The following is a 17,600-nucleotide window of genomic DNA, read 5'->3' as shown; positions in this document are numbered from 1 at the left end:
GCCCCCGGTGAGTCGTAGGCAGGCTGGTCAACAGTCGGCCCATCCTCGGCCACCCCCTCTGCCGGCGTCAAGGACCGGAGCTCCACGATAGACCGCGCTCGGTAAAGTCACTTAACAGTTCTAGCACCCTTCCCCCCGCCGGCCCGCCGGGACACCGGCCGGGAGAAGCCCGCGCACCGCGACGCCCGCCCGGACACCCGCCGGGAGACCGCCGCGCACCGCGACGCCCACCCGGACACCCGCCGGGAGACCCCCGCGCACCGCGACGCCCACCCGGACACCCGCCGGGAGACCCCCGCGCACCGCGACGCCCGCGCGTCGGCGGAATCCTCGCGTCGGCGTGCCTGCAACATTCCTGCAAACGGAAAGCATTGACTGCCTCCGATTGGCGAATTTATGGTCGGCTCAAGGTTTCACGGACGTTACGCAGCTGGAAAGCGCATTCCGTAGACATTTCCTGATCATTCTTTTTCGCCCCCGCCACCCGGGTAAGGCGGCCCCGCCTCCCCGGTCAGGCGGCAATTCGGCGCGCCCGTGAGATCCACCCGTCCCCCACCTGAGGATCCGGTATGAAACGTATTCGATGGATCATCGGCGGTGTCGCCGCGGCCTCGGCCGCCATACTCGCCGGCACCCTGGCAACCGGTCCGGCGTACGCCGAGGCCCTGTTCGGCGACACCTTCGACGACGGCAACGCCAACGGTTGGAGCCGCTCCGGCGGCTCCTGGTCGGTGGTCACCGACGGCTCTCCCACCCTGCGCCAGACGAGCACCAGCGCCAACGCGAAGGTGCTCGCCGGCATCACCTCGTGGACCGACTACACCGTCCAGGCCCGGGTCAAGCCGATCGCCTTCGGCGCCACCGACCGTACGGCCGGGATCGCCGCCCGCGCCCAGTCGTCGAGCTCCTACTACGCGCTGGTGCTCACCGGCGGCGGCGCGGCCCAGCTGCACCGGGTCACCGGCGGCGCGACCACGGTGCTGGCCACCACCGCGACCGGCGGCGCCACCGGCACCTGGCACACCCTGGCGCTGACCGTGCAGGGCAGCACGCTACGCGGCTCGATCGACGGCGTCCAGGCGCTCCGGGCCACCGACACCGCCCTCGGCTCCGGGCGGATCGGGCTGGTCGCCGCGTACGCCAGCGCCTCCTACGACGACGTCGTCGTGGACACCGCCGCGCCCGGGCCCGGCGGCTCCACCCCGCCGACGAGCACCTCGCCCCCGCCGCCGGGTGACTGCTCGGTCACCGGCGCGCCGACCGGCTTCGCCACGGTGAACGCGTGGGGGCAGGGCGGCACCACCGGGGGCGCCGGCGGGCCGACGGTCGACGTGGACAACGCCGCCGAGCTGCTGAGCGCGATCGCGGCGCCCGGCCCGCTCACCGTCTGCGTCCGCGGCACGATCGCCCTGCCCGCCGGGATGTACGACGTGAGCAGCAACAAGTCCATCATCGGCGTCGGCTCGGACGCCGGCATCACCGGTGGCGGGCTGAACATCGGGCTGACTGTCTCGGCGGTGACCACGCCGCCCGCCGACGCGGTGCACAACGTCATCATCCAGAACCTGACGTTCCGCAACGCCAGCGACGACTCGATCAACGTGCAGATGTTCTCGCACCACGTGTGGATCGACCACAACGACCTGGCGCAGGGCTACGACGGGCTGATCGACATCAAGCGCGGGTCGTCGTACGTCACCGTGTCGTGGAACCACACCCACCACCACACCAAGAACATGCTGCTCGGGCACGACGACGGCAACGGCGCGCAGGACACCGGGCGGCTCAAGGTGACCTACCACCACAACTGGTTCGACGCGACCCCGCAGCGCAACCCGCGGGTGCGCTTCGGCGAGCCGGTGCACGTCTACAACAACTACTACCTCTACACCACCGACACCGGGGTGGCCTGCCAGAACAACGCCGGGTGCCTGGTCGAGGGCAACTACTTCGAGGACGTCGAGGAGCCGGTGACCAACACCTACGCCGGCCCGGCCGGGCGCTGCGTGGCCCGCAACAACGTGTTCGTCGGCGAGTCCGGCACGCCCGAGTGCAGCGGCACGGTGCAGGAGGCCTCGGCGTATTACCCGTACATCCTGGACGACCCGAACGCGGTGAAGGCCGTCGTCACCGCCGGCGCCGGCGCAGGCCGGCTCTGAGCACGCGCCGGCGGGCCGGTCCCCCGGCCGTCCCGCCGGCCGCCGAAAGGATCATCGCCATGCGTCTTCCCCGAACGCTGGGCGCGGCGGCCGCGGCGGCCGTCACGCTCGCCGTCCCCACCATCCCCGGCGCCGCGGCGGCCGTCACTCCTGCCCTCCCCACCATCCCCGGCGCCGCGGCGGCCGTCCCGCTCGCCGCGGCCGGCGTCCCCGCGGCCGCCGGACCGGACGGTTTCGCGACCGTCGCCGGCCACGGCCAGGCGACCACCACCGGCGGCGCCGGCGGGCCCACCGTCACGGTGACCACCGCCGCCGCCTTCCTCGACCACATCGCCCGCCCCGGACCGTACGTCGTCCAGGTCTCCGGGACCATCGCGCTGCCGGTCGGCGCGCACGACGGGATGCACCCGGTCGCCTCCGACAAGACCATCGTCGGGCTCGGCCCGGGCGCCGCCCTGACCGGTGGTGGCCTGACCGTCGGGCTGCCGGTGGACGAGGACCTCACCACGCCGCCGCCGGCCGCGGTGCACAACGTGATCATCCGCAACCTGCGGTTCTCCGGGTCGCCCGACGACCTGATCAACGTGCAGATGTTCAGCCACCACATCTGGATCGACCACAACGACTTCTCCGACGGCGACGACGGCGCGGTCGACATCAAACGCGGCTCGGACCTGATCACCGTCTCTTGGAACCGGTTCCACGACCACGACAAGACGCTGCTGCTGGGCCACGACGACGACAACGCCGCGCAGGACGCCGGCCGGCTGCGCGTCACCTACCACCACAACTTCTTCGACGGTTCGGACCAGCGCAACCCGCGGGTCCGGTTCGCCCCGCTGGTGCACGTCTACAACAACTACTACCTGGACAACAGCTACGGCATCGCGTCCACCAACGACGCCGGGCTGTTCGTCGAGGGCAACTACTTCGTCAGCGTGAACAACCCGGGCCGGGTCGACTTCAGCGGGCCGCTCGGACGGATGGTGCAGCGCGACAACATCCTCGTCGACTGCAACCACGCCATCGAGACGCGCGGCACGGTGGCCGAGCCGCGCACCTTCTACCCGTACACCGCGGACCGCGCGGCCTCGGTGCCCACCATCGTGCCGGCCGGCGCCGGCACCGGAAAGGTGTGATCACATGCGTGGACTCCTGCCCACCGCCCTCGCGGCGCTGACCGCGGCGGCGCTGCTGGACGCGCCGCACGCCGCCACCGCGGCGCCCGGCGTCCCGGACGGTTTCGCCTCGGTGGCCGCGCTCGGGCTGTCCGGCACCACCGGCGGGGTGGCCGGGCCGACGGTCACCGTCAGCACCGCGGCCGACCTGGCCCGGTACGCCGGGGCCAACACCCCGTACACCATCCTGGTCGCCGGGCGGATCGCGGTCGGCGGCATGGTCACCGTGGTGGCCGACAAGAGCATCCTCGGCGTCGGCTCGTCCGCCGAGATCACCGGGGGCGGCCTGCAACTGGGCACCACCACCCGGCCCGGCAACAACGTGATCATCCGCAACATCCGGTTCAGCGGCGCCTCCGACGACTCGATCAGCGTCACCAACAAGGCGCACCACGTGTGGATCGACCACAACGAGTTCCTGCCCGCGTACGACGGGTCGCTCGACATCAAGCGGCAGTCCACCTACGTCACGGTGTCCTGGAACCGGTTCGCCGGCACCGACAAGACGATGCTGCTCGGGCACTCGGACAACTACCCGTCCGACGTCGGCCACCTGCGGGTGACCTACCACCACAACCTGTTCGACGGCTCCCACCAGCGGCACCCCCGGGTCCGGTTCGGCGAGCCGGTGCACGTCTACAACAACCACTACCGCGACATCGGGCTGTACGGCATCGCGTCCACCGAGAACGCCGGCGTGGTCGCCGAGGGCAACTACTTCGAGAACGTGCCGTTCCCGTGCCACTCCACCGGCGGCTACGCGGAGAGCAACCCCGGCCGGCTGGTGCAGCGGGCCAACGCGTTCGTCAACTCGGGCGCGTGCGAGGCCGGCGGCACGGTCGCCGAGCCGCGCACCTACTACGGCTACACACTGGACCCGGCCACGTCGGTGCCGTCGCTGGTCACCGCCGGCGCCGGCGTGGGGAGGATCTGATGCACACGTTGCTGGCCGCGGTCCTGCTCTCCGGCGGCCTGGCCGTCGCCGCGCCGGCGGCCGCCGCCCCGGACGGTTTCGCCTCGGTGGCCGCGCTCGGGCTGTCCGGCACCACCGGCGGGGTGGCCGGGCCGACCGTCACGGTGGACACTACGGACGAGCTGCTCGACGCGATCGACACGGTCGGCCCGCTGGTCATCCAGGTGTCCGGCACCATCGCCATCACCAGCAAGCACGGCGTGCGCCCGAACAAGACGATCGTCGGGGTCGGCGCCGACCCGACGATCACCGGCGGCGGGTTCGACTTCTACCGATCACGGAACGTGATCGTACGGAACCTGACCTTCGTCGACGCCGAGGACGACGCGATCAACGTCGGCCAGCAGTCGCACCACATCTGGATCGACCACAACACCTTCGTACGCCCGGTCGACGGATCCATCGACATCGTGCGCGGCGCCGACTACGTCACCGTGTCGTGGAACCGGTTCGCCGGCACCGACAAGAGCATGCTGATCGGCCACTCCGACGGGGCGTCGTCCAGCGACGTCGGGCACCTGAGGGTCAGCATCCACCACAACTGGTTCGACGGCTCCCGGCAGCGGCATCCCCGGGTCCGGTTCGGCGAGCCGGTGCACGTCTACAACAACTGGTTCGACGGCAACGAGCTGTACGGGGTCGCGTCGACCATGAACGCCGGGGTCGTGGTGGAGGGCAACGCGTTCACCGCGGTCCCGTACCCGTGCCACTCCACCAGCGGCTACGCCGACAGCGGCCCGGGGCGGCTGGTGCAGCGCGCCAACCTGTTCACCGGATCGGGCGCGTGCGAGGCGGGCGGGTCGGTCGCCGAGCCGCGCACGTACTACGCGTACGCCCTCGACCCGGCGTCGTCGGTGCCGGGACTGGTCGAGGCCGGCGCGGGAGCCGGCCGCTGACCCGGACGTCCCCGCGGGCCGGACGTCCCCGCGAGCCGAACGTCCCCGCGAGCCGAACATCCCCGCGAGCCGAACATCCCCGCGGACCCGGGCGCACCGGCTCGCGGGGACGTGCCGCCCGCTCGCCGGCCGGGATCCGGACCCGGGCGCGGCGGCCCACGGGGGACGTGCCGCCTACCCGGCGGCCGGGATCCGGGCCCGGGCGCAGCGCATCACCATCATGATCTCGCGGGCGAGTTGCGGGCCGGACAGATCTCGCACCCGGTCGTCCAGGGCCAGCCATTCCACCTGGCCGGAGGGCCCCACCGTGACGCTGATCGAGCCGTCGCGGCTCTCCGCCCGGCCGGTCGCCCCGGTGGATCCGGCGTCCCGCCCGGTCCGCGTGTCGGTGTTGCCCAGCCACAAGTCCTGCCAGCCCGCGCCGGCGTCGAGTTCGTTCACGGAACTCACCCTTCCTGATCTTCCTCCCCCACGGTAATGATCAAGGTCCGGGCTGGAAGCGGGTACAGGGTCCCGCCACCCGCGCCGAGCGTCCCGTCTTCGCCGCGCGCCGCCCGGCCGCCGGACGCCGAAGTCGTCGAGATCACCGCGTTCCCGCGGGCCCGCCGGGGGCCGAAGCCGTCGAGATCACCGCGTTCCCGCGGGCCCGGCACAGCCGAAGCCGTCGAGATCACCGCGTTCGCGTGGGCGGATCGCCGGCCGGCGCCGCGGACCACGCCGCCCCCCGCCGGACCGCCGGGACGGGGTACCTTCCCGCCGCGCTCACCACCGTGGGCCCGGGACACGTGACGAGGCCCGGCCGGGGGCGGATCCGTACGGATCGGCCGGGCCCGCCGGGCCTCGCCGGAGCGCCCCGCGGTCAGCGGGTGCGCGGGTCGTGGTCGTGGCTGCGGCTGCCCGCCTTGGCCAGGCCGCGGCTGACCATGTAACCGATGGTCAGGAGCGTGATGTACCACCACGCCCGGTCGGCGGCGAAGCGGTCCGCCCCGTTGTCGGCGGCGCCGTCGCCGACCATCTTGGAGGCCACGAGCACGCCGATGACCGACAGCACGTACACGATCAGCTCGGTGGTCTTGAAGGACGGCTTGGTCTCCTCGCCGTGCGCACGGTAGGCGACCGGGGCGCCGTCGGTACGCGGGTGAGTGATGGTGGCCATGGCGATGTCTCCCTGTCGTCGCGGTGATCCGGGGTTCCGCCGTCCGGCGGTGCACGGGTCCTACCCGGGCACCGAACGGACCACGCGGCCATCCCGGACTGTCCGCCCTGATGGGTGACAACCCTGGCACACTTCCCGAAACGTTCGGCGGGTCCGCTCCCGCCGGGCTCACTCCTCGATCGACAGGGCCTGGCTGGGACAGACCCGGACGGCGTCGTACGCGGCCCGGACCAGGTCACCGGACGGCTGCTCGTCGAGAACCACGACCGTGCCGTCCTCGGGGTCCTGGTCGAAGAGCGCCGGCTCGGTGAGCACGCACTGGCCGGCGCCCACGCACCGGCTCAGATCAGCGACGATCTTCATGGTGGCCTCCGTCACCAGGTGACCGGCATGTGGTACATGCCGTAGATGGCGGCGTCGGACTTGAACGGGAGGTCCGCGACCGGCGCGGCGAGTCGCAACGTGGGCACGCGCCGCAGCAGCGTGTCGAAGACGATCTGCAGCTCGGCGCGGGCCAGGTTCTGGCCCAGGCACTGGTGCGGGCCGAATCCGAACGCCACGTGGTGCCGGGCCGGCCGGTCGATGTCGAAGTCGTCCGGAGCGTCGAACGCGTCCGGGTCCCGGTTGGCCGCCTGCCCGAGGGTCAGCACGCCCTCGCCGGCGCGGATGGGTACGCCGCCGACCGTGGTGTCCGCGGTGCACAGCCGCGCCACCACGGTGTCCACGATGGTGAAGTACCGCAGCATCTCCTCCACGGCGCCGAGCGTCCGGGCCGGATCGGCCCGCAGGGCGTGCATCTGCGCCGGGTTCTCCAGCAGCGCGAGGGTACCCAGCGAGATCATGTTCGCGGTGGTCTCGTGGCCCGCGACCAGCAGGAGGAAGCCCAGGCTGACCAGTGGGGCGCGCTCGTAGGCGCCCTCGGACCGGCGCTTGCGGATCTGCCGGCCGAGCAGGTCGTCCGGCGGGTCGGCCTCCTTGACCACGATCAGGTCCTCCAGGTAGTCGCGGATCCGCTCGAAGGCCGCCTGCCGGTCGTCCACCGTCGTCTCGCGCTTGATCATGGCCGCCGTGTTGGCCTGGAAGAAGGCGTGGTCGGCGTACGGGACGCCGAGCAACTCGCAGATCACCATGGACGGCACCGGCAGAGACAGCGTCTCCACCAGGTCGGCCGGCCTGGGTCCGGCCAGCATGACGTCGATCCGCTCGTCGACGATCTCCTGTATCCGCGGCCGCAGAGCGGCGATCCGCCGGACGGTGAACTCGCCGAGCACGGTCTTGCGCGCCGGGCCGTGCTCCGGCGGGTCCATCATCAGCATGCTCCGGGCGGTGTCGTCACGTGGGATCGGCTGCCCGGCCGGCGCGAGGTTCGGGAAGTCGGGGTGGAGCCGGTCGGCGCTGAAGCTCGGGTCGTTGAGCACCTGGCGGACGTGCTCATGCTTGGTGACGACCCAGGCCTCGCGGCCGTTCGGGAGACGGACGGTGGTGATCGGCTCGTCCTCGCGGATCTGCGTGTACTCCGCAGGGGGCGCGTACGGACATTCCCGGACCAGAGGGAATTGCAGCATCGGGGTACTCCTTAACCGGAGATTTTCCGCTTAAGCCTGAATTTACTCACCTGACCGCCCACCGTCTACCGTCGAACCAGCCGGGTCGGAGCGGGACCACGGCCCTGACGTGCGACAATGCGACATAGATATTGTCTTTGATCGATATCACGAGCCACACCGCGGGCGGCCCGGCGGGCCACAACTCCACAGTGTGTGCGCACCTCGCGCTCACCGGAACGGCCGGAAATCCCGCTGAGCGGCAGAACACGCGGCCGGATGCCGGCGTGGGCGGCGAGGCCCATCGGGCGAACCGGCACCCGGCCGGGCGCGGCACGGGCCGCCGCAGCGCTCCGGGGTGGTACCGCCGCCGAGACGGTCCGGCGCCCTGGGGAATGCGCGGCTGGCGGAACGGCGGCGAGCCGGGCGCGGGTCCCGGCGCAGGCGGAAGCCGGGCGGTGAGGCCGGGTTCGACGGCGTTGAAGCGCAGCCGCGAGGTCCGCCGGACGCAGCACGGTGCGCCGGCGTCGCCGCCGGAGGCCGAGCCGGCACCGCCGGAGGCCGAGCCGGCACCGCCGGAGGCCGAGCCGGCACCGCCGGAGGCCGAGCCGGCACCGCCGGAGGCCGAGCCGACACTGCCGGAGGCCGAGCCGGTGTTGATCCGGCCGGTGCTGCTCCGGGCGGCGGGGCCGGCATCGTCGCGTCCCGGGTCACCCCGCGCGTGCAGCGCCCGCTCGACCGGCTGGCGCCGGCCGTCGCCCTCGGCACCCGGACGCTCGTCGCCCGCCCGGACACCGCGTGCGGGCTCACCGGTCCGGCCGGGTCGCCAGTTTCGCGTACGCGGACAGCGCGATCCGCAGCTCGCCGACGCCCTCGCCGGTCAGCGCGGACACCGGCACCGCGTCCGGGTGCGCGCGCCGCAGCGCGGTGACCCACTCCTCCGGGGCCACGTCGATCTTGTTGAGCACCAGCAGCTCGGGCAGGTCCCCGGCGCCGATCTCCTGGAGCACCCCGTGCACCGTGGTGATCTGGCCGAACGCGTCCGGCGCCGACGCGTCGACGACGTGCAGCACCAGGTCGCTGCGGGTGACCTCCTCCAGGGTCGAGCGGAAGGCGTCGACGAGCTGGTGGGGCAGGTTACGGACGAAACCGACCGTGTCGGTGAGGGTGAAGGCGTGGCCGTCCACGGTGGTGCGCCGCACCGTCGGGTCGAGCGTGGCGAACAGCACGTCCTCGGTCACCACCTCGGCGCCGGTGAGCCGGTTGAGCAGGGCGGACTTGCCGGCGTTGGTGTAACCGGTGATCGCCACCGCCGGCACCTGGTTGCGCAGCCGCCGCCGGCGGGCCATCTCGCGCCGCCGGGCCAGCTGCACCGCGTCCGCGCGCAGCCGGGTGGCCCGCTGGCGCAGCCTGCGGCGCTGCACTTCGAGGCGCATCTCACCGGGGCCACGCACACCGATGCCGGCGCCCCCGGCCATCCGGCCGCCACCGACCCGGGACAGCGCCCGGCCCTCGCCGCGCAGCCGGGGCAGCTGGTACGCGATCTGCGCCAGCTCCACCTGCACGCGCCCCTCGCTGCTGCGGGCGTGCTCGGCGAAGATGTCCAGGATCAGGGCGGTCCGGTCGACGACCGGCACCCCGACGACGTCCTGCAGGTTCCGCGCCTGCCCCGGGGTGAGCTCGCCGTCCGCGATGACCAGGTCGGCGCCGCCGTCCTGCACCGCCGTGGCCAGCGCGTCGGCCCGTCCCGAGCCGACGAACGTCGCCGGGTCGGGACGTCCGCGCCGCTGCACCACCTCGTCGACGACCGCCAGGCCGTCGGTGTCGGCGAGCCGGCGCAGCTCCGCCAGCGAGGCGGGTGTGCCCGGCGCGCCGTCCTGCGCCGGCTCCTGCTGCTGCACGGCGACCAGAACCGCTCTCGGTCGCCGCGCATCGTCACGGACGCCGGTTCCCAGCAGCCATGTGCCAGCCATGAAGGTCCTCCAGAGCCGTTCGGCCAAGTCACCGGCCGCGGAAGGCGGCCGGACGGTGCCGGTGACGCCGGCCGCTCAGTCCGGGCGGTAGACGTCGGTGTCCCCGGAGGTGGCGGCAGGGTCGTATCCGGTCCGGGGGTCCGGGCCGGTGTCCTCGCCGCTCTCCGGCTCGGTGTCCCCGGTCACGGACTCGCCGGGCGGGCGCAGCGAGGCGGCGTACGCGGTCGTGCCGTCCGGCTCGTCGGTCGGGTGCCGGGTGACGGGTTCTCGGGTATCGCTCATGACCGGCGACTTCCCCCAGGACAGCCGGGCAAACGTCGGTGCGGCCACCGGGACACGGCCGGTTCCCGCGCCGGCCGGCCCGCCCGGCGCCGGACCGATGATCCCGGCGCCGGACCGGATGGTGTACGACGTGGACCACAGCCGCGCCGGGCCGCCGGCCCGCGCAGCGGCGCAGCGGCACGCGCGGCGCAGCGGCACGCGCGGCGCAGCGGCACGGCCGGACCCGCCCGGCACCGCCGCGGGAAATGTCGGTCCGGTGACCGGCGTAAGCCCGCGCAACCCGGGTAGTCGTGCCGTGCCCGCAGGGAGGGAATCGACCATGCATCATTCCGGAGACGGCGACACGACCGACGGGCCCACCGGCGGGCGGGTGCACCGCGGCCGTGCGGGAGCCTCGGGCGTCGTCGAGGACCTGCTCCCGGTCGCGTTCGCCGGACGGCACGCCCGCAACGTCGTCACCGAGAGCTGCCTGCGGTGGGGTCTGGCCCACCTGCTGGCCCCGGCCACGCTCATCGTCACCGAGCTGGTCAGCAACGTCGTCATGCACGCGCACACCATGATGACCCTGGAGATCGGTCTGCGTGGCCGGTTCCTGCGCCTCGCCGTCCACGACGGATGTGCCTCTCCCCCGGTGCTGCACCCGGACCGGGACCCCGCCGGGCCCGGCGGGCTGGGCCTGCACCTGGTGGCGTCCAGCAGCGCGGACTGGGGTTACGCCCGCACCGGCGGCGGCAAGGTGGTCTGGGCCGACCTGCCCCTGGAGGAGCTTCAGCGCGGTGGCGCGACGGTCGGCTGCCACGGGTTGCCGTCGCCGGTGCCCGGGGCGCGCTCCAGGACGGCGACGCCGATGTACCGGTCGGAGATGCCGTAGAAGAGATAGTCCGCCGCGCCGATGCGGGCCAGGCCGCTGGGGAAGACGATGTGCCGGTCGATGCCGGCCCGTTCCTCGGTGGTCTCCGGCGCCAGCAGCGGCGCGCTGGTCCGGTAGCAGACCCGGGTGACGTCATCGCCGTCGAGCAGCATCGCGCCGGCCGCGTAGTCCAGGCGCGGCACCGGGTCTCCGGTGTCGTGCGCGCTGACCCCGTGGTGGACCAGCAGCCAGCCCTCCGGCACCCGGACCGGCGGCGGGCCGGCGCCGATCTTGGTGGACTCGAAGGGGAACTCCGGCTGGGCGACGGGCCGGTGCTGGTCCAACAGCACCAGGTTCCGCAGATCCCGGTGCACCGCCTCGACCGGGGTGAACGACACCCAGATGCCGTGCCGGGCGTCGGTGAGGCCGGCGGGCAGGTCGATCACCGCACCCCACATCGGCCGGTGCAGGAACGCGTAGGACAGCCGGCCGTCGGGCGCGCGCACCGGTTCGGGGAAGAGCGCGACGTCCTTGTTCGGGAAGACGTTGAGGTCGTGCTTGAGCGCCGTGTCGTACGCGAAATGCAGCGGTCCCAGCCGCCGCCAGGTCCGGAAGTCCGCGGAGACCGCGAGTGCCGCCTGGGCGCCGTAGGCGCCGCCCTGCGCGGTGTATCCCATCACGTACATGCCGAGCGCCGCGACCCACGTGGCTCTCGGGTCCTCGACGCCGCCCCGGCCGCCGCCACGCTCCCACGGCTCGTCCGGTCCCAGCACCACGTCGCCGCGCCGGACCCCGACCGGCACGTCACCGTCCAGCAGCAGCTCGGCGATGCGCAGCCGGGAGACGTTGCCCTCGGCGGTGACCCGGGCGATCAGGTGCCACCGGCCGTCCGGGGTGCGGCCGACGGTCGGGTTGAAGGCGCCCCAGAACTCCATCGGATCACCGGGGTCGGGGTACATGATCGTCGTGAGCCGGCGGAACCGGTAGCCGGGAAGCGTCATCGCCGTGCACCTCGCTGTCGAACGACGGATGGCGGGAGCCGCTCGACCGTGGTTCCCGATCCAGCGCACGGCAAACGGGGCAGGTCCGGACATATTCCGCGCTGATCGGGGTATCCGCCGGTCCGGAGGAGAAAGGAGCTCGTGATGACGAACGTTCAGCAGCCGGAGTTGCGGCGCAGCGGCGAGTCGCCGACCAGCAAGCAGCGCACCGAGGACGCCGATCCGACCCAGCCGCCGCACGGCAGCCACGACAAGACGGCGAACCAGCCGACCCCGGCGGGACAGACGTCCCCGTACGGCCCGTCCGGCAAGACCGCCGACGACAACTCCTGAGCGGACACGGAACGGGGCCGGACCGTGGCAGGGCCGGCCCCGTTCCGCACGCGCCTACTCCAGCGCGCCCTTGATCTTGTTGACCACGTTGGCCACGCCCTGGGCGTGCGCGCCGGCTCCGGTGCCCGGCTTGCCCTTGCCCATCGAGCCGTCGTAGGTGACGTACAGCTTCGGGTCCGGCGCCGGTCCAAGCGGCTTGTCGTCGGTCAGCGGCTGCGCGTCCGGCACGTAGCGGATCTCGTCCTTGCCGTTGAGCGCCGGCCCGCGCGCCCAGCGCCCCTCGCCCGCTTTGCTCTCCGGGTCGAAGCTGTAGAACGTGTGGTTGGCCTCGGGGTGCTCGAACTCGGCGTTGGAGTCCTCGATGCCGTTCTCGGTGAAGCCGTCCGCGATCAGCTGTTCGATCCCGAGCAGCCACTGCTGCTGGTGGTAGGTGTCGCGGGCCAGGTTGAACTGGAGCATGTCCTTGACCCCGCGGTCGTCGGTCATGTTGTAGACCCGGCTGGTCATCAGCCGGCTCTGCGCCTCGGCCGCCACGTTCGAGCGGAAGTCGGAGAGCAGGTTGCCGCTGGCCACGATGTAGCCGGCGTTCCACGGCACACCGGCGGAGTCACGCGGCAGGGCGCTGCCACCGGTGACGATGGCGTGCTGGACGTTCATCCCGCCGAGCACCGCGGCGAGCAGCGGGTTGGCCGCCGCGGCCTTCTCGGTCGCCTCGTTCGGGGCGCCCTCCAGCAGCCGGGCCAGCATGGTGGTGAGCATCTCGACGTGACCGATCTCCTCGGTCGCGATGTCCATGATCATGTCCTTGTACTTGCCGGGCACGCGGCACGACCAGCCCTGCCACAGGTACTGCATCATCACGGTCATCTCACCGAACTGACCACCGACGAGCTCCTGCAGCTTCGCCGCGAAAAGGGCGTCCGGCTTCTCCGGCTTCGCCTGGAACTGCAGGTAGTCGACGTGCTTGAACACGACTTGCTCCTCTCAGCGGGATGCTTGTACGACGAATCAGTTACCCGGCGGACTGGCCCCGCGGGGACGTCCGTGGCCCGAGCAGGCCGGCGGGGCGGGGCATGGGGCCCGCATGGTGGTTCTCGATCTCGCTGTTCCGCTGAAGAACCGGGTGGCCCGGGTGGCGCCGTGGTTCGGCCCGGCCTTCGTGGCCGCCATCGCCTACGCCGACCCGGGCAACTTCGCCACCAACTTCACCGCCGGGGCCACCTCCGGCTACCTGCTGGTCTGGGTGATCGTGGCGGCGAACCTGATGGCCATGCTGGTCCAGTCGCTGTCGGCCAAGCTCGGCCTGGTCACCGGACGTGACCTGCCCGAGCTGTGCCGCGCCCACCTGCCCCGCCCGGTGTCGCGCGGGCTGTGGGTGCAGGCCGAGCTGGTGGCGATGGCGACCGACCTGGCGGAGATCGTCGGCGGCGCCCTCGCGCTGAATCTGCTGTTCGGTATGCCGCTGCCGCTGGGTGGCCTGGTCACCTGCGTCGTGGCGTTCGCCCTGCTGGAGCTGCACCGGCGCGGGTACCGCCGGTTCGAGACGGTGATCGGCGCGCTGCTCGGGGTGATCCTGATCGGTTTCCTCTACACCGCGCTGCGCTCGGGCGCCGACGCGCAGGCGTTCGCCACCGGTCTGGTGCCGTCGTTCGCCGGCTCGGACAGCCTGCTGCTGGCCACCGGCATCCTCGGCGCGACCGTGATGCCGCACGTGATCTACCTGCACTCGGCGCTGACCAAGTCCCGGGCGAGCGCCGCCGCCGACCCCGGCCGCCGCCGCGAGGCGCTGCGCTACCAGCGCGCCGACACGCTGGTCGCGCTCGGCGCGGCCGGGCTGGTGAACCTGGCGATGCTGGTGATCGCGGCGCAGCTCTTCTTCGGCTCGGGCATCGACGGCACCGACACCCTGGAGGGCATCCACCACGGCCTGGCCGCGGTGCTGGACGGGCACGCCGCGCTGGCGTTCGGGATCGCCCTGCTGGCCTCCGGCCTCGCCTCCTCCGGGGTGGGGACCTACGCCGGGCAGGTGGTGATGCAGGGCTTCATCGGCCGCGCCATCCCGCTGCTGGCCCGCCGGCTGATCACCATGGCGCCGGCGATGGCCGTGCTCGCGCTGGGCGTCGACCCCACCGGGGCACTGGTCTGGTCGCAGGTCGTGCTCTCCTTCGGGGTGCCGTTCGCGCTGGTGCCGCTGATCTGGCTGACCGGCCGCCGCCGGGTGCTCGGCGACCAGGTCAACCACCCGGCCACCACGGCGTGTGCCGGCGCCGTCGCGCTGCTGATCATCGGGCTCAACGGGTTTTTGCTGGTCAGAACGTTGGGTTGAGCGCGCTCAGCCGGGGCATCCGGGGGCCGTGCCCCTCTACCGCAACCCGGCGCTGCCGGCCAGCGCGGCCGCTTCGGCGCGGCTGGCCACGTGCAGCCGGCGCAGCAGCGTCGCGGTCTGCCGTTTCACCGTCCGCTCCGAGACGTGCATCCGATCGGCGATCTCGATCGTGGAGCAGCCACCGGCGATCAGCCGCAGCAGCTCCCGGTCGGCCCCGCCCAGCGACTCGACGGCCGAGGGCGCCGAGCGCCGCCGGCCCTGCTCGACCAGCGCGGCGAGCACGCCGTCCGGCAGCACCGCCCAGCCGTCGAGCGCGGCGAGCAGCGGCTGCATCAGCTCGGCGGCGTCACTGCTCTTGGGCAGGAAGCCGCTCGCCCCGGCCCGCAGCGCCTCCACCGCGACCGCCGGATCGTCGTCGCCGGACATGGCCAGCACCCGTGCCCGTGGGGCGGCCCGGCGCACCGCGGCGATCGCCCGGACCCCGCCGGGCGGCGGCATGTGCAGGTCCACCAGCACCAGGTCCGGCACGGCGTGGCGGACCACGCTGGCCGCGTACGCCGCGTCGCCGGTCGCCGCGACCACGGTGGCCCGGCCGTCGCTGACCTCCGGCAACAGCAGTTCCAACCCCCGTACGAAGAGGTGGTGATCGTCGATGACGGCCAGTCGGATTCCGGTGCGCATGACGCCCGGGTGCCCCGCCGCGGACGAGTCATGCGCCTGATCCGCAGACGAGCCCGGCCGGATCCGGGACTGCTGCTGGTCCGCAGCGTCTGCCACGAGCTGCGCCCGCCGATGGCGACACTGGCCGGCCTGGTCCGCGCCCTGGAGGGCGCACCGCCCGAGCCGCACCGCCGCGAGCTGGCCCGCCTGGCCGCCGAGCACGCCGCCTACGCCAAGGAGGTCCTGGAGCAGGCCGCCGCGACCGCCCAGGGACTGGCCGACGAGGCGGTCCCCGCGGCCCCGCTGGGCACGATCCTTCCCGCGGTGGCGGTGACCGCCCCGCCCGGCCGGCTGACCGTCTCGGCGAGCCGGGTCGCGCTGCGCTGGCCGGTGCATCCGCGGCACACCAAGCAGATCCTGATCAACCTGGTGAGCAACGCGGTCCGGCACGGGACCGGGCCGGTCCGGGTGCGCTCCGGGGTCCGGGCCCGCCGGCTCCGGATCACCGTGATCGACCAGGGCGGTCCGACCCCCGGCCTGCACGTGGCGCTGCGCCGCCGGACTCCCCCACCGGACGAGCACGGCCTCGGCCTGTGGGTGGTCCGCCACCTGCTGGCCGACCTCGGCGGGACGCTGCATGCCCGGCCCCTGCACCCGGGCGGGCTGGCGGTGGAGGCGGCGCTGCCGCGGTACCGGCACTGACCCGCGCGGGCCACGGGTTGGCCCCCGGGGGCCACCACGGGCGGGCATCCCGGTCGCATGCGAGACCACATCTTCCGTACGACCGTCCTGGCCGCGTGGCTGCTGGCGCTGCTGCTGCACGCCCCGTCCGGCCCCCGGACCGGCCTGCTGACCGTCGCGGTCGTCCTGGTCTGGGCCGCCCCGCTGGTCCGTGACCACCTCGCTCACCGGCAGCCGCGGTCACCGGCCCGGATGCGCCGGGTGCACGTCTCCCGGCAGGCCTGACCGGGCGCACCGGCCCCCAGCCGCGACCCGCCGGTCAGCGGCGGCTCAGCTGTGCGAACAGCTCCACCCACCGCGCGGCGATCACCGGCATCGCGTACCGGGCGCCGGTCTGCCGGGCCGCCTGACCCATCCGGGCGCGCTCGCCGGCGTCGCCGATCAGCCGGGACAGCCCGGCGGCCAGTTCGGCGACGTCCTCGGCGGGCACCAGCACCCCGTTGACGCCGTCCTCGACCACCTCGGCCGGACCGGTCGGGCAGTCGAAGGACACCACCGGCAGCCCGGTGCGCATCGCCTCCAGCAGCACCATCGGCAGCCCCTCCCGGCGGGAGCTGAGCACGAAGACCGACGCCCGGGCCATCTCCCGGTCCAGCTCGCGGGTGCGCCCGCGCAGGCGGACGACACCGTCCAGCCCGCGCTCGGCGATCCGGGCGGTCAGTTTCGGCCGGGCCCGACCCTCACCGAAGATGTCCAGCCGCCACCGCGGGTGCTCCGCGTGCACCCGCTGGAACGCGTCGATGAGCAGATCGAAGCCCTTCTGCCGGGTGAGCCGCCCGGCGGCGACCACGACCGCGGCGCGCTCACCCTCCGGTACGCCGTCGGGCGCCGGGGTGCCGTTCGGGATGTGCTCCAGGCGTACCGAGTCGCCCAGCGCCTCCCGGTAGGCGGCGAGGTCGGCGCGGGTCAGCACGGACACCGCGTCCAGCCGCGGGTAGGCGCGCACGATCGCGGCCTGCAACGGGGCCGGATAGCTACGGAAGTTCAGGTGGTCCTGGGCGACCCGGACCAGCCGCCGCGGCGCGAACCACGCGGACATCAGGTTGAGCGCCGGCCGGGTGGTCACCAGCACCCCGTCGGACTCCGCCCGGAAATAGTCCAGCACCCGCAGGTCCACCAGCGGGTCCCAGCGCTTGTACCGGAAGTCCGCGCGGTGCGGCAGCGGGCTGCGGAAACGCCGGGTCTTGCGCCAGAACCGGGAATTGGTGCCCGCCGGATCGGTCCACCGCGAGCCGTCCTCGCGCAGGTCGGTCAGCGAGACCAGCCGCACGCGCGGGTCGAGCCGGAACACCGGCGCCTGCGCCGAACGGTACACGCTGGCGATCTCGACGTCATGGGTGGCGCACAGCGCGTTGGCCTGGTTCACGACCGTACGGATCGTGCCCCCGGTGCCGTACGCGTTGTGGAGCACGTAGCGGATCTTCACCGCCCACAAGCTAGGGTGCCGGGTCAACCATCGTGAGATGGACATCGGGCGAACTCGGCCGGACCGGCGCCGCCCCCGCGACACGGGGACGGCGCCGGCCGG

19 protein-coding genes are annotated in these 17,600 nt (G+C 73.1%); 9 read left to right on the top strand and 10 right to left on the bottom strand.

Going from position 1 to position 17,600, the window contains the following annotated elements; genetic code table 11:
- Nucleotides 1–569 precede the first annotated feature (569 nt).
- The 4 genes from ACTEI_RS15050 to ACTEI_RS15035 are packed head-to-tail and all read left to right on the top strand — an operon-like array spanning nucleotide 570 to nucleotide 5,206.
- Complete coding sequence (locus ACTEI_RS15050) at nucleotides 570–2,159, top strand: pectate lyase family protein (RefSeq protein WP_122978236.1); 1,590 nt, start codon at nucleotides 570–572, stop codon at nucleotides 2,157–2,159.
- 59 nt (nucleotides 2,160–2,218) lie between these two features.
- Nucleotides 2,219–3,298 (top strand): pectate lyase family protein, encoded by a 1,080-nt coding sequence (locus ACTEI_RS15045; protein ID WP_122978235.1) that lies wholly within the window; start codon nucleotides 2,219–2,221, stop codon nucleotides 3,296–3,298.
- 4 nt (nucleotides 3,299–3,302) lie between these two features.
- The gene (locus ACTEI_RS15040) at nucleotides 3,303–4,271 is read left to right on the top strand and encodes a pectate lyase family protein (protein WP_122978234.1); all 969 of its coding nucleotides are present in this window, start codon (nucleotides 3,303–3,305) and stop codon (nucleotides 4,269–4,271) included.
- Nucleotides 4,271–5,206, top strand: a complete 936-nt coding sequence (locus ACTEI_RS15035) for a pectate lyase family protein (protein ID WP_122978233.1) — start codon at nucleotides 4,271–4,273, stop codon at nucleotides 5,204–5,206. Before ACTEI_RS15040 ends, ACTEI_RS15035 begins: the two co-directional genes overlap by 1 nt.
- Before the next feature lie 174 nt (nucleotides 5,207–5,380).
- Here the strand turns inward: ACTEI_RS15035 and ACTEI_RS15030 are convergent, their stop codons facing one another.
- The 6 genes from ACTEI_RS15030 to ACTEI_RS36985 form a co-directional block, all read right to left on the bottom strand.
- A complete protein-coding gene (locus ACTEI_RS15030) occupies nucleotides 5,381–5,647 on the bottom strand; it encodes a hypothetical protein (protein WP_145831069.1) in 267 nt (88 codons plus the stop codon).
- Nucleotides 5,648–6,065: 418 nt separating this feature from the next.
- Nucleotides 6,066–6,362, bottom strand: a complete 297-nt coding sequence (locus ACTEI_RS15025) for a hypothetical protein (protein WP_122978231.1) — start codon at nucleotides 6,360–6,362, stop codon at nucleotides 6,066–6,068.
- A 168-nt stretch (nucleotides 6,363–6,530) separates the two neighbouring features.
- Nucleotides 6,531–6,740: a ferredoxin gene (locus ACTEI_RS15020; RefSeq protein WP_222942293.1), complete on the bottom strand. Its 210-nt coding sequence runs from the start codon at nucleotides 6,738–6,740 to the stop codon at nucleotides 6,531–6,533.
- The gene (locus ACTEI_RS15015; protein WP_122978230.1) at nucleotides 6,737–7,927 is read right to left on the bottom strand and encodes a cytochrome P450; all 1,191 of its coding nucleotides are present in this window, start codon (nucleotides 7,925–7,927) and stop codon (nucleotides 6,737–6,739) included. Before ACTEI_RS15015 ends, ACTEI_RS15020 begins: the two co-directional genes overlap by 4 nt.
- Before the next feature lie 785 nt (nucleotides 7,928–8,712).
- Complete coding sequence (hflX, locus tag ACTEI_RS15010) at nucleotides 8,713–9,879, bottom strand: GTPase HflX (protein ID WP_122978229.1); 1,167 nt, start codon at nucleotides 9,877–9,879, stop codon at nucleotides 8,713–8,715.
- A gap of 75 nt (nucleotides 9,880–9,954) precedes the next feature.
- Nucleotides 9,955–10,161, bottom strand: coding sequence for a hypothetical protein (locus ACTEI_RS36985; RefSeq protein WP_145831070.1), 207 nt, complete (start codon nucleotides 10,159–10,161; stop codon nucleotides 9,955–9,957).
- Between the two features lie 319 nt (nucleotides 10,162–10,480).
- On the opposite strand from ACTEI_RS36985, the gene ACTEI_RS15000 reads away from it, so the two are divergent.
- A complete protein-coding gene (locus ACTEI_RS15000; RefSeq protein WP_122978227.1) occupies nucleotides 10,481–11,032 on the top strand; it encodes an ATP-binding protein in 552 nt (183 codons plus the stop codon).
- On the opposite strand, the gene ACTEI_RS14995 is transcribed toward ACTEI_RS15000, so the two are convergent.
- Entirely contained in the window at nucleotides 10,930–12,012 is a 1,083-nt protein-coding gene (locus ACTEI_RS14995) for a glycoside hydrolase family 130 protein (protein ID WP_122978226.1), read from the bottom strand. The genes ACTEI_RS15000 and ACTEI_RS14995 overlap by 103 nt on opposite strands.
- Before the next feature lie 144 nt (nucleotides 12,013–12,156).
- On the opposite strand from ACTEI_RS14995, the gene ACTEI_RS14990 reads away from it, so the two are divergent.
- Nucleotides 12,157–12,345 carry a hypothetical protein gene (locus ACTEI_RS14990; protein ID WP_122978225.1) on the top strand — a complete coding sequence of 63 codons (189 nt, stop codon included), beginning with the start codon at nucleotides 12,157–12,159 and terminating at the stop codon, nucleotides 12,343–12,345.
- 54 nt (nucleotides 12,346–12,399) lie between these two features.
- Here the strand turns inward: ACTEI_RS14990 and ACTEI_RS14985 are convergent, their stop codons facing one another.
- Nucleotides 12,400–13,317 (bottom strand): manganese catalase, encoded by a 918-nt coding sequence (locus tag ACTEI_RS14985; protein WP_122978224.1) that lies wholly within the window; start codon nucleotides 13,315–13,317, stop codon nucleotides 12,400–12,402.
- Nucleotides 13,318–13,429: 112 nt separating this feature from the next.
- Here ACTEI_RS14985 and ACTEI_RS14980 point away from each other — a divergent pair, with 112 nt between their 5' ends.
- Nucleotides 13,430–14,671, top strand: coding sequence for an Nramp family divalent metal transporter (locus ACTEI_RS14980; protein WP_122978223.1), 1,242 nt, complete (start codon nucleotides 13,430–13,432; stop codon nucleotides 14,669–14,671).
- Between the two features lie 36 nt (nucleotides 14,672–14,707).
- Here the strand turns inward: ACTEI_RS14980 and ACTEI_RS14975 are convergent, their stop codons facing one another.
- Nucleotides 14,708–15,352: a response regulator gene (locus ACTEI_RS14975; protein WP_122978222.1), complete on the bottom strand. Its 645-nt coding sequence runs from the start codon at nucleotides 15,350–15,352 to the stop codon at nucleotides 14,708–14,710.
- A 30-nt stretch (nucleotides 15,353–15,382) separates the two neighbouring features.
- Between ACTEI_RS14975 and ACTEI_RS14970 the strand changes: the two genes are divergently transcribed.
- Together ACTEI_RS14970 and ACTEI_RS14965 are read left to right on the top strand one after the other, a co-directional pair.
- Nucleotides 15,383–16,033, top strand: a complete 651-nt coding sequence (locus ACTEI_RS14970) for a sensor histidine kinase (RefSeq protein WP_239082611.1) — start codon at nucleotides 15,383–15,385, stop codon at nucleotides 16,031–16,033.
- A gap of 57 nt (nucleotides 16,034–16,090) precedes the next feature.
- Nucleotides 16,091–16,297 carry a hypothetical protein gene (locus ACTEI_RS14965; protein WP_122978221.1) on the top strand — a complete coding sequence of 69 codons (207 nt, stop codon included), beginning with the start codon at nucleotides 16,091–16,093 and terminating at the stop codon, nucleotides 16,295–16,297.
- Nucleotides 16,298–16,331: 34 nt separating this feature from the next.
- On the opposite strand, the gene ACTEI_RS14960 is transcribed toward ACTEI_RS14965, so the two are convergent.
- On the bottom strand, nucleotides 16,332–17,498 hold the full coding sequence (locus ACTEI_RS14960; protein ID WP_164465963.1) for a glycosyltransferase family 4 protein: 1,167 nt from the start codon (nucleotides 17,496–17,498) through the stop codon (nucleotides 16,332–16,334).
- Nucleotides 17,499–17,600: the final 102 nt, after the last annotated feature.

The sequence above is a fragment of the Actinoplanes teichomyceticus ATCC 31121 genome, from assembly GCF_003711105.1.
Lineage (GTDB): Bacteria > Actinomycetota > Actinomycetes > Mycobacteriales > Micromonosporaceae > Actinoplanes > Actinoplanes teichomyceticus.
The sequence above is the reverse complement of the archived record's forward strand: the minus strand, read 5'-3'. Positions and strand labels throughout refer to the sequence as shown.

Excerpts from the sequence above, each read along its gene's own strand:
- ACTEI_RS15050 (WP_122978236.1), top strand. The coding sequence starts at position 570 with ATGAAACGTATTCGATGGATCATCGGCGGTGTCGCCGCGGCCTCGGCC.
- ACTEI_RS15045 (WP_122978235.1), top strand. The coding sequence starts at position 2,219 with ATGCGTCTTCCCCGAACGCTGGGCGCGGCGGCCGCGGCGGCCGTCACG.
- ACTEI_RS15040 (WP_122978234.1), top strand. The coding sequence starts at position 3,303 with ATGCGTGGACTCCTGCCCACCGCCCTCGCGGCGCTGACCGCGGCGGCG.
- ACTEI_RS15035 (WP_122978233.1), top strand. The coding sequence starts at position 4,271 with ATGCACACGTTGCTGGCCGCGGTCCTGCTCTCCGGCGGCCTGGCCGTC.
- ACTEI_RS15025 (WP_122978231.1), bottom strand. The coding sequence starts at position 6,362 with ATGGCCACCATCACTCACCCGCGTACCGACGGCGCCCCGGTCGCCTAC.
- ACTEI_RS15015 (WP_122978230.1), bottom strand. The coding sequence starts at position 7,927 with ATGCTGCAATTCCCTCTGGTCCGGGAATGTCCGTACGCGCCCCCTGCG.
- hflX (WP_122978229.1), bottom strand. The coding sequence starts at position 9,879 with ATGGCTGGCACATGGCTGCTGGGAACCGGCGTCCGTGACGATGCGCGG.
- ACTEI_RS36985 (WP_145831070.1), bottom strand. The coding sequence starts at position 10,161 with ATGAGCGATACCCGAGAACCCGTCACCCGGCACCCGACCGACGAGCCG.
- ACTEI_RS15000 (WP_122978227.1), top strand. The coding sequence starts at position 10,481 with ATGCATCATTCCGGAGACGGCGACACGACCGACGGGCCCACCGGCGGG.
- ACTEI_RS14995 (WP_122978226.1), bottom strand. The coding sequence starts at position 12,012 with ATGACGCTTCCCGGCTACCGGTTCCGCCGGCTCACGACGATCATGTAC.
- ACTEI_RS14990 (WP_122978225.1), top strand. The coding sequence starts at position 12,157 with ATGACGAACGTTCAGCAGCCGGAGTTGCGGCGCAGCGGCGAGTCGCCG.
- ACTEI_RS14980 (WP_122978223.1), top strand. The coding sequence starts at position 13,430 with ATGGTGGTTCTCGATCTCGCTGTTCCGCTGAAGAACCGGGTGGCCCGG.
- ACTEI_RS14975 (WP_122978222.1), bottom strand. The coding sequence starts at position 15,352 with ATGCGCACCGGAATCCGACTGGCCGTCATCGACGATCACCACCTCTTC.
- ACTEI_RS14970 (WP_239082611.1), top strand. The coding sequence starts at position 15,383 with ATGCGCCTGATCCGCAGACGAGCCCGGCCGGATCCGGGACTGCTGCTG.
- ACTEI_RS14965 (WP_122978221.1), top strand. The coding sequence starts at position 16,091 with ATGCGAGACCACATCTTCCGTACGACCGTCCTGGCCGCGTGGCTGCTG.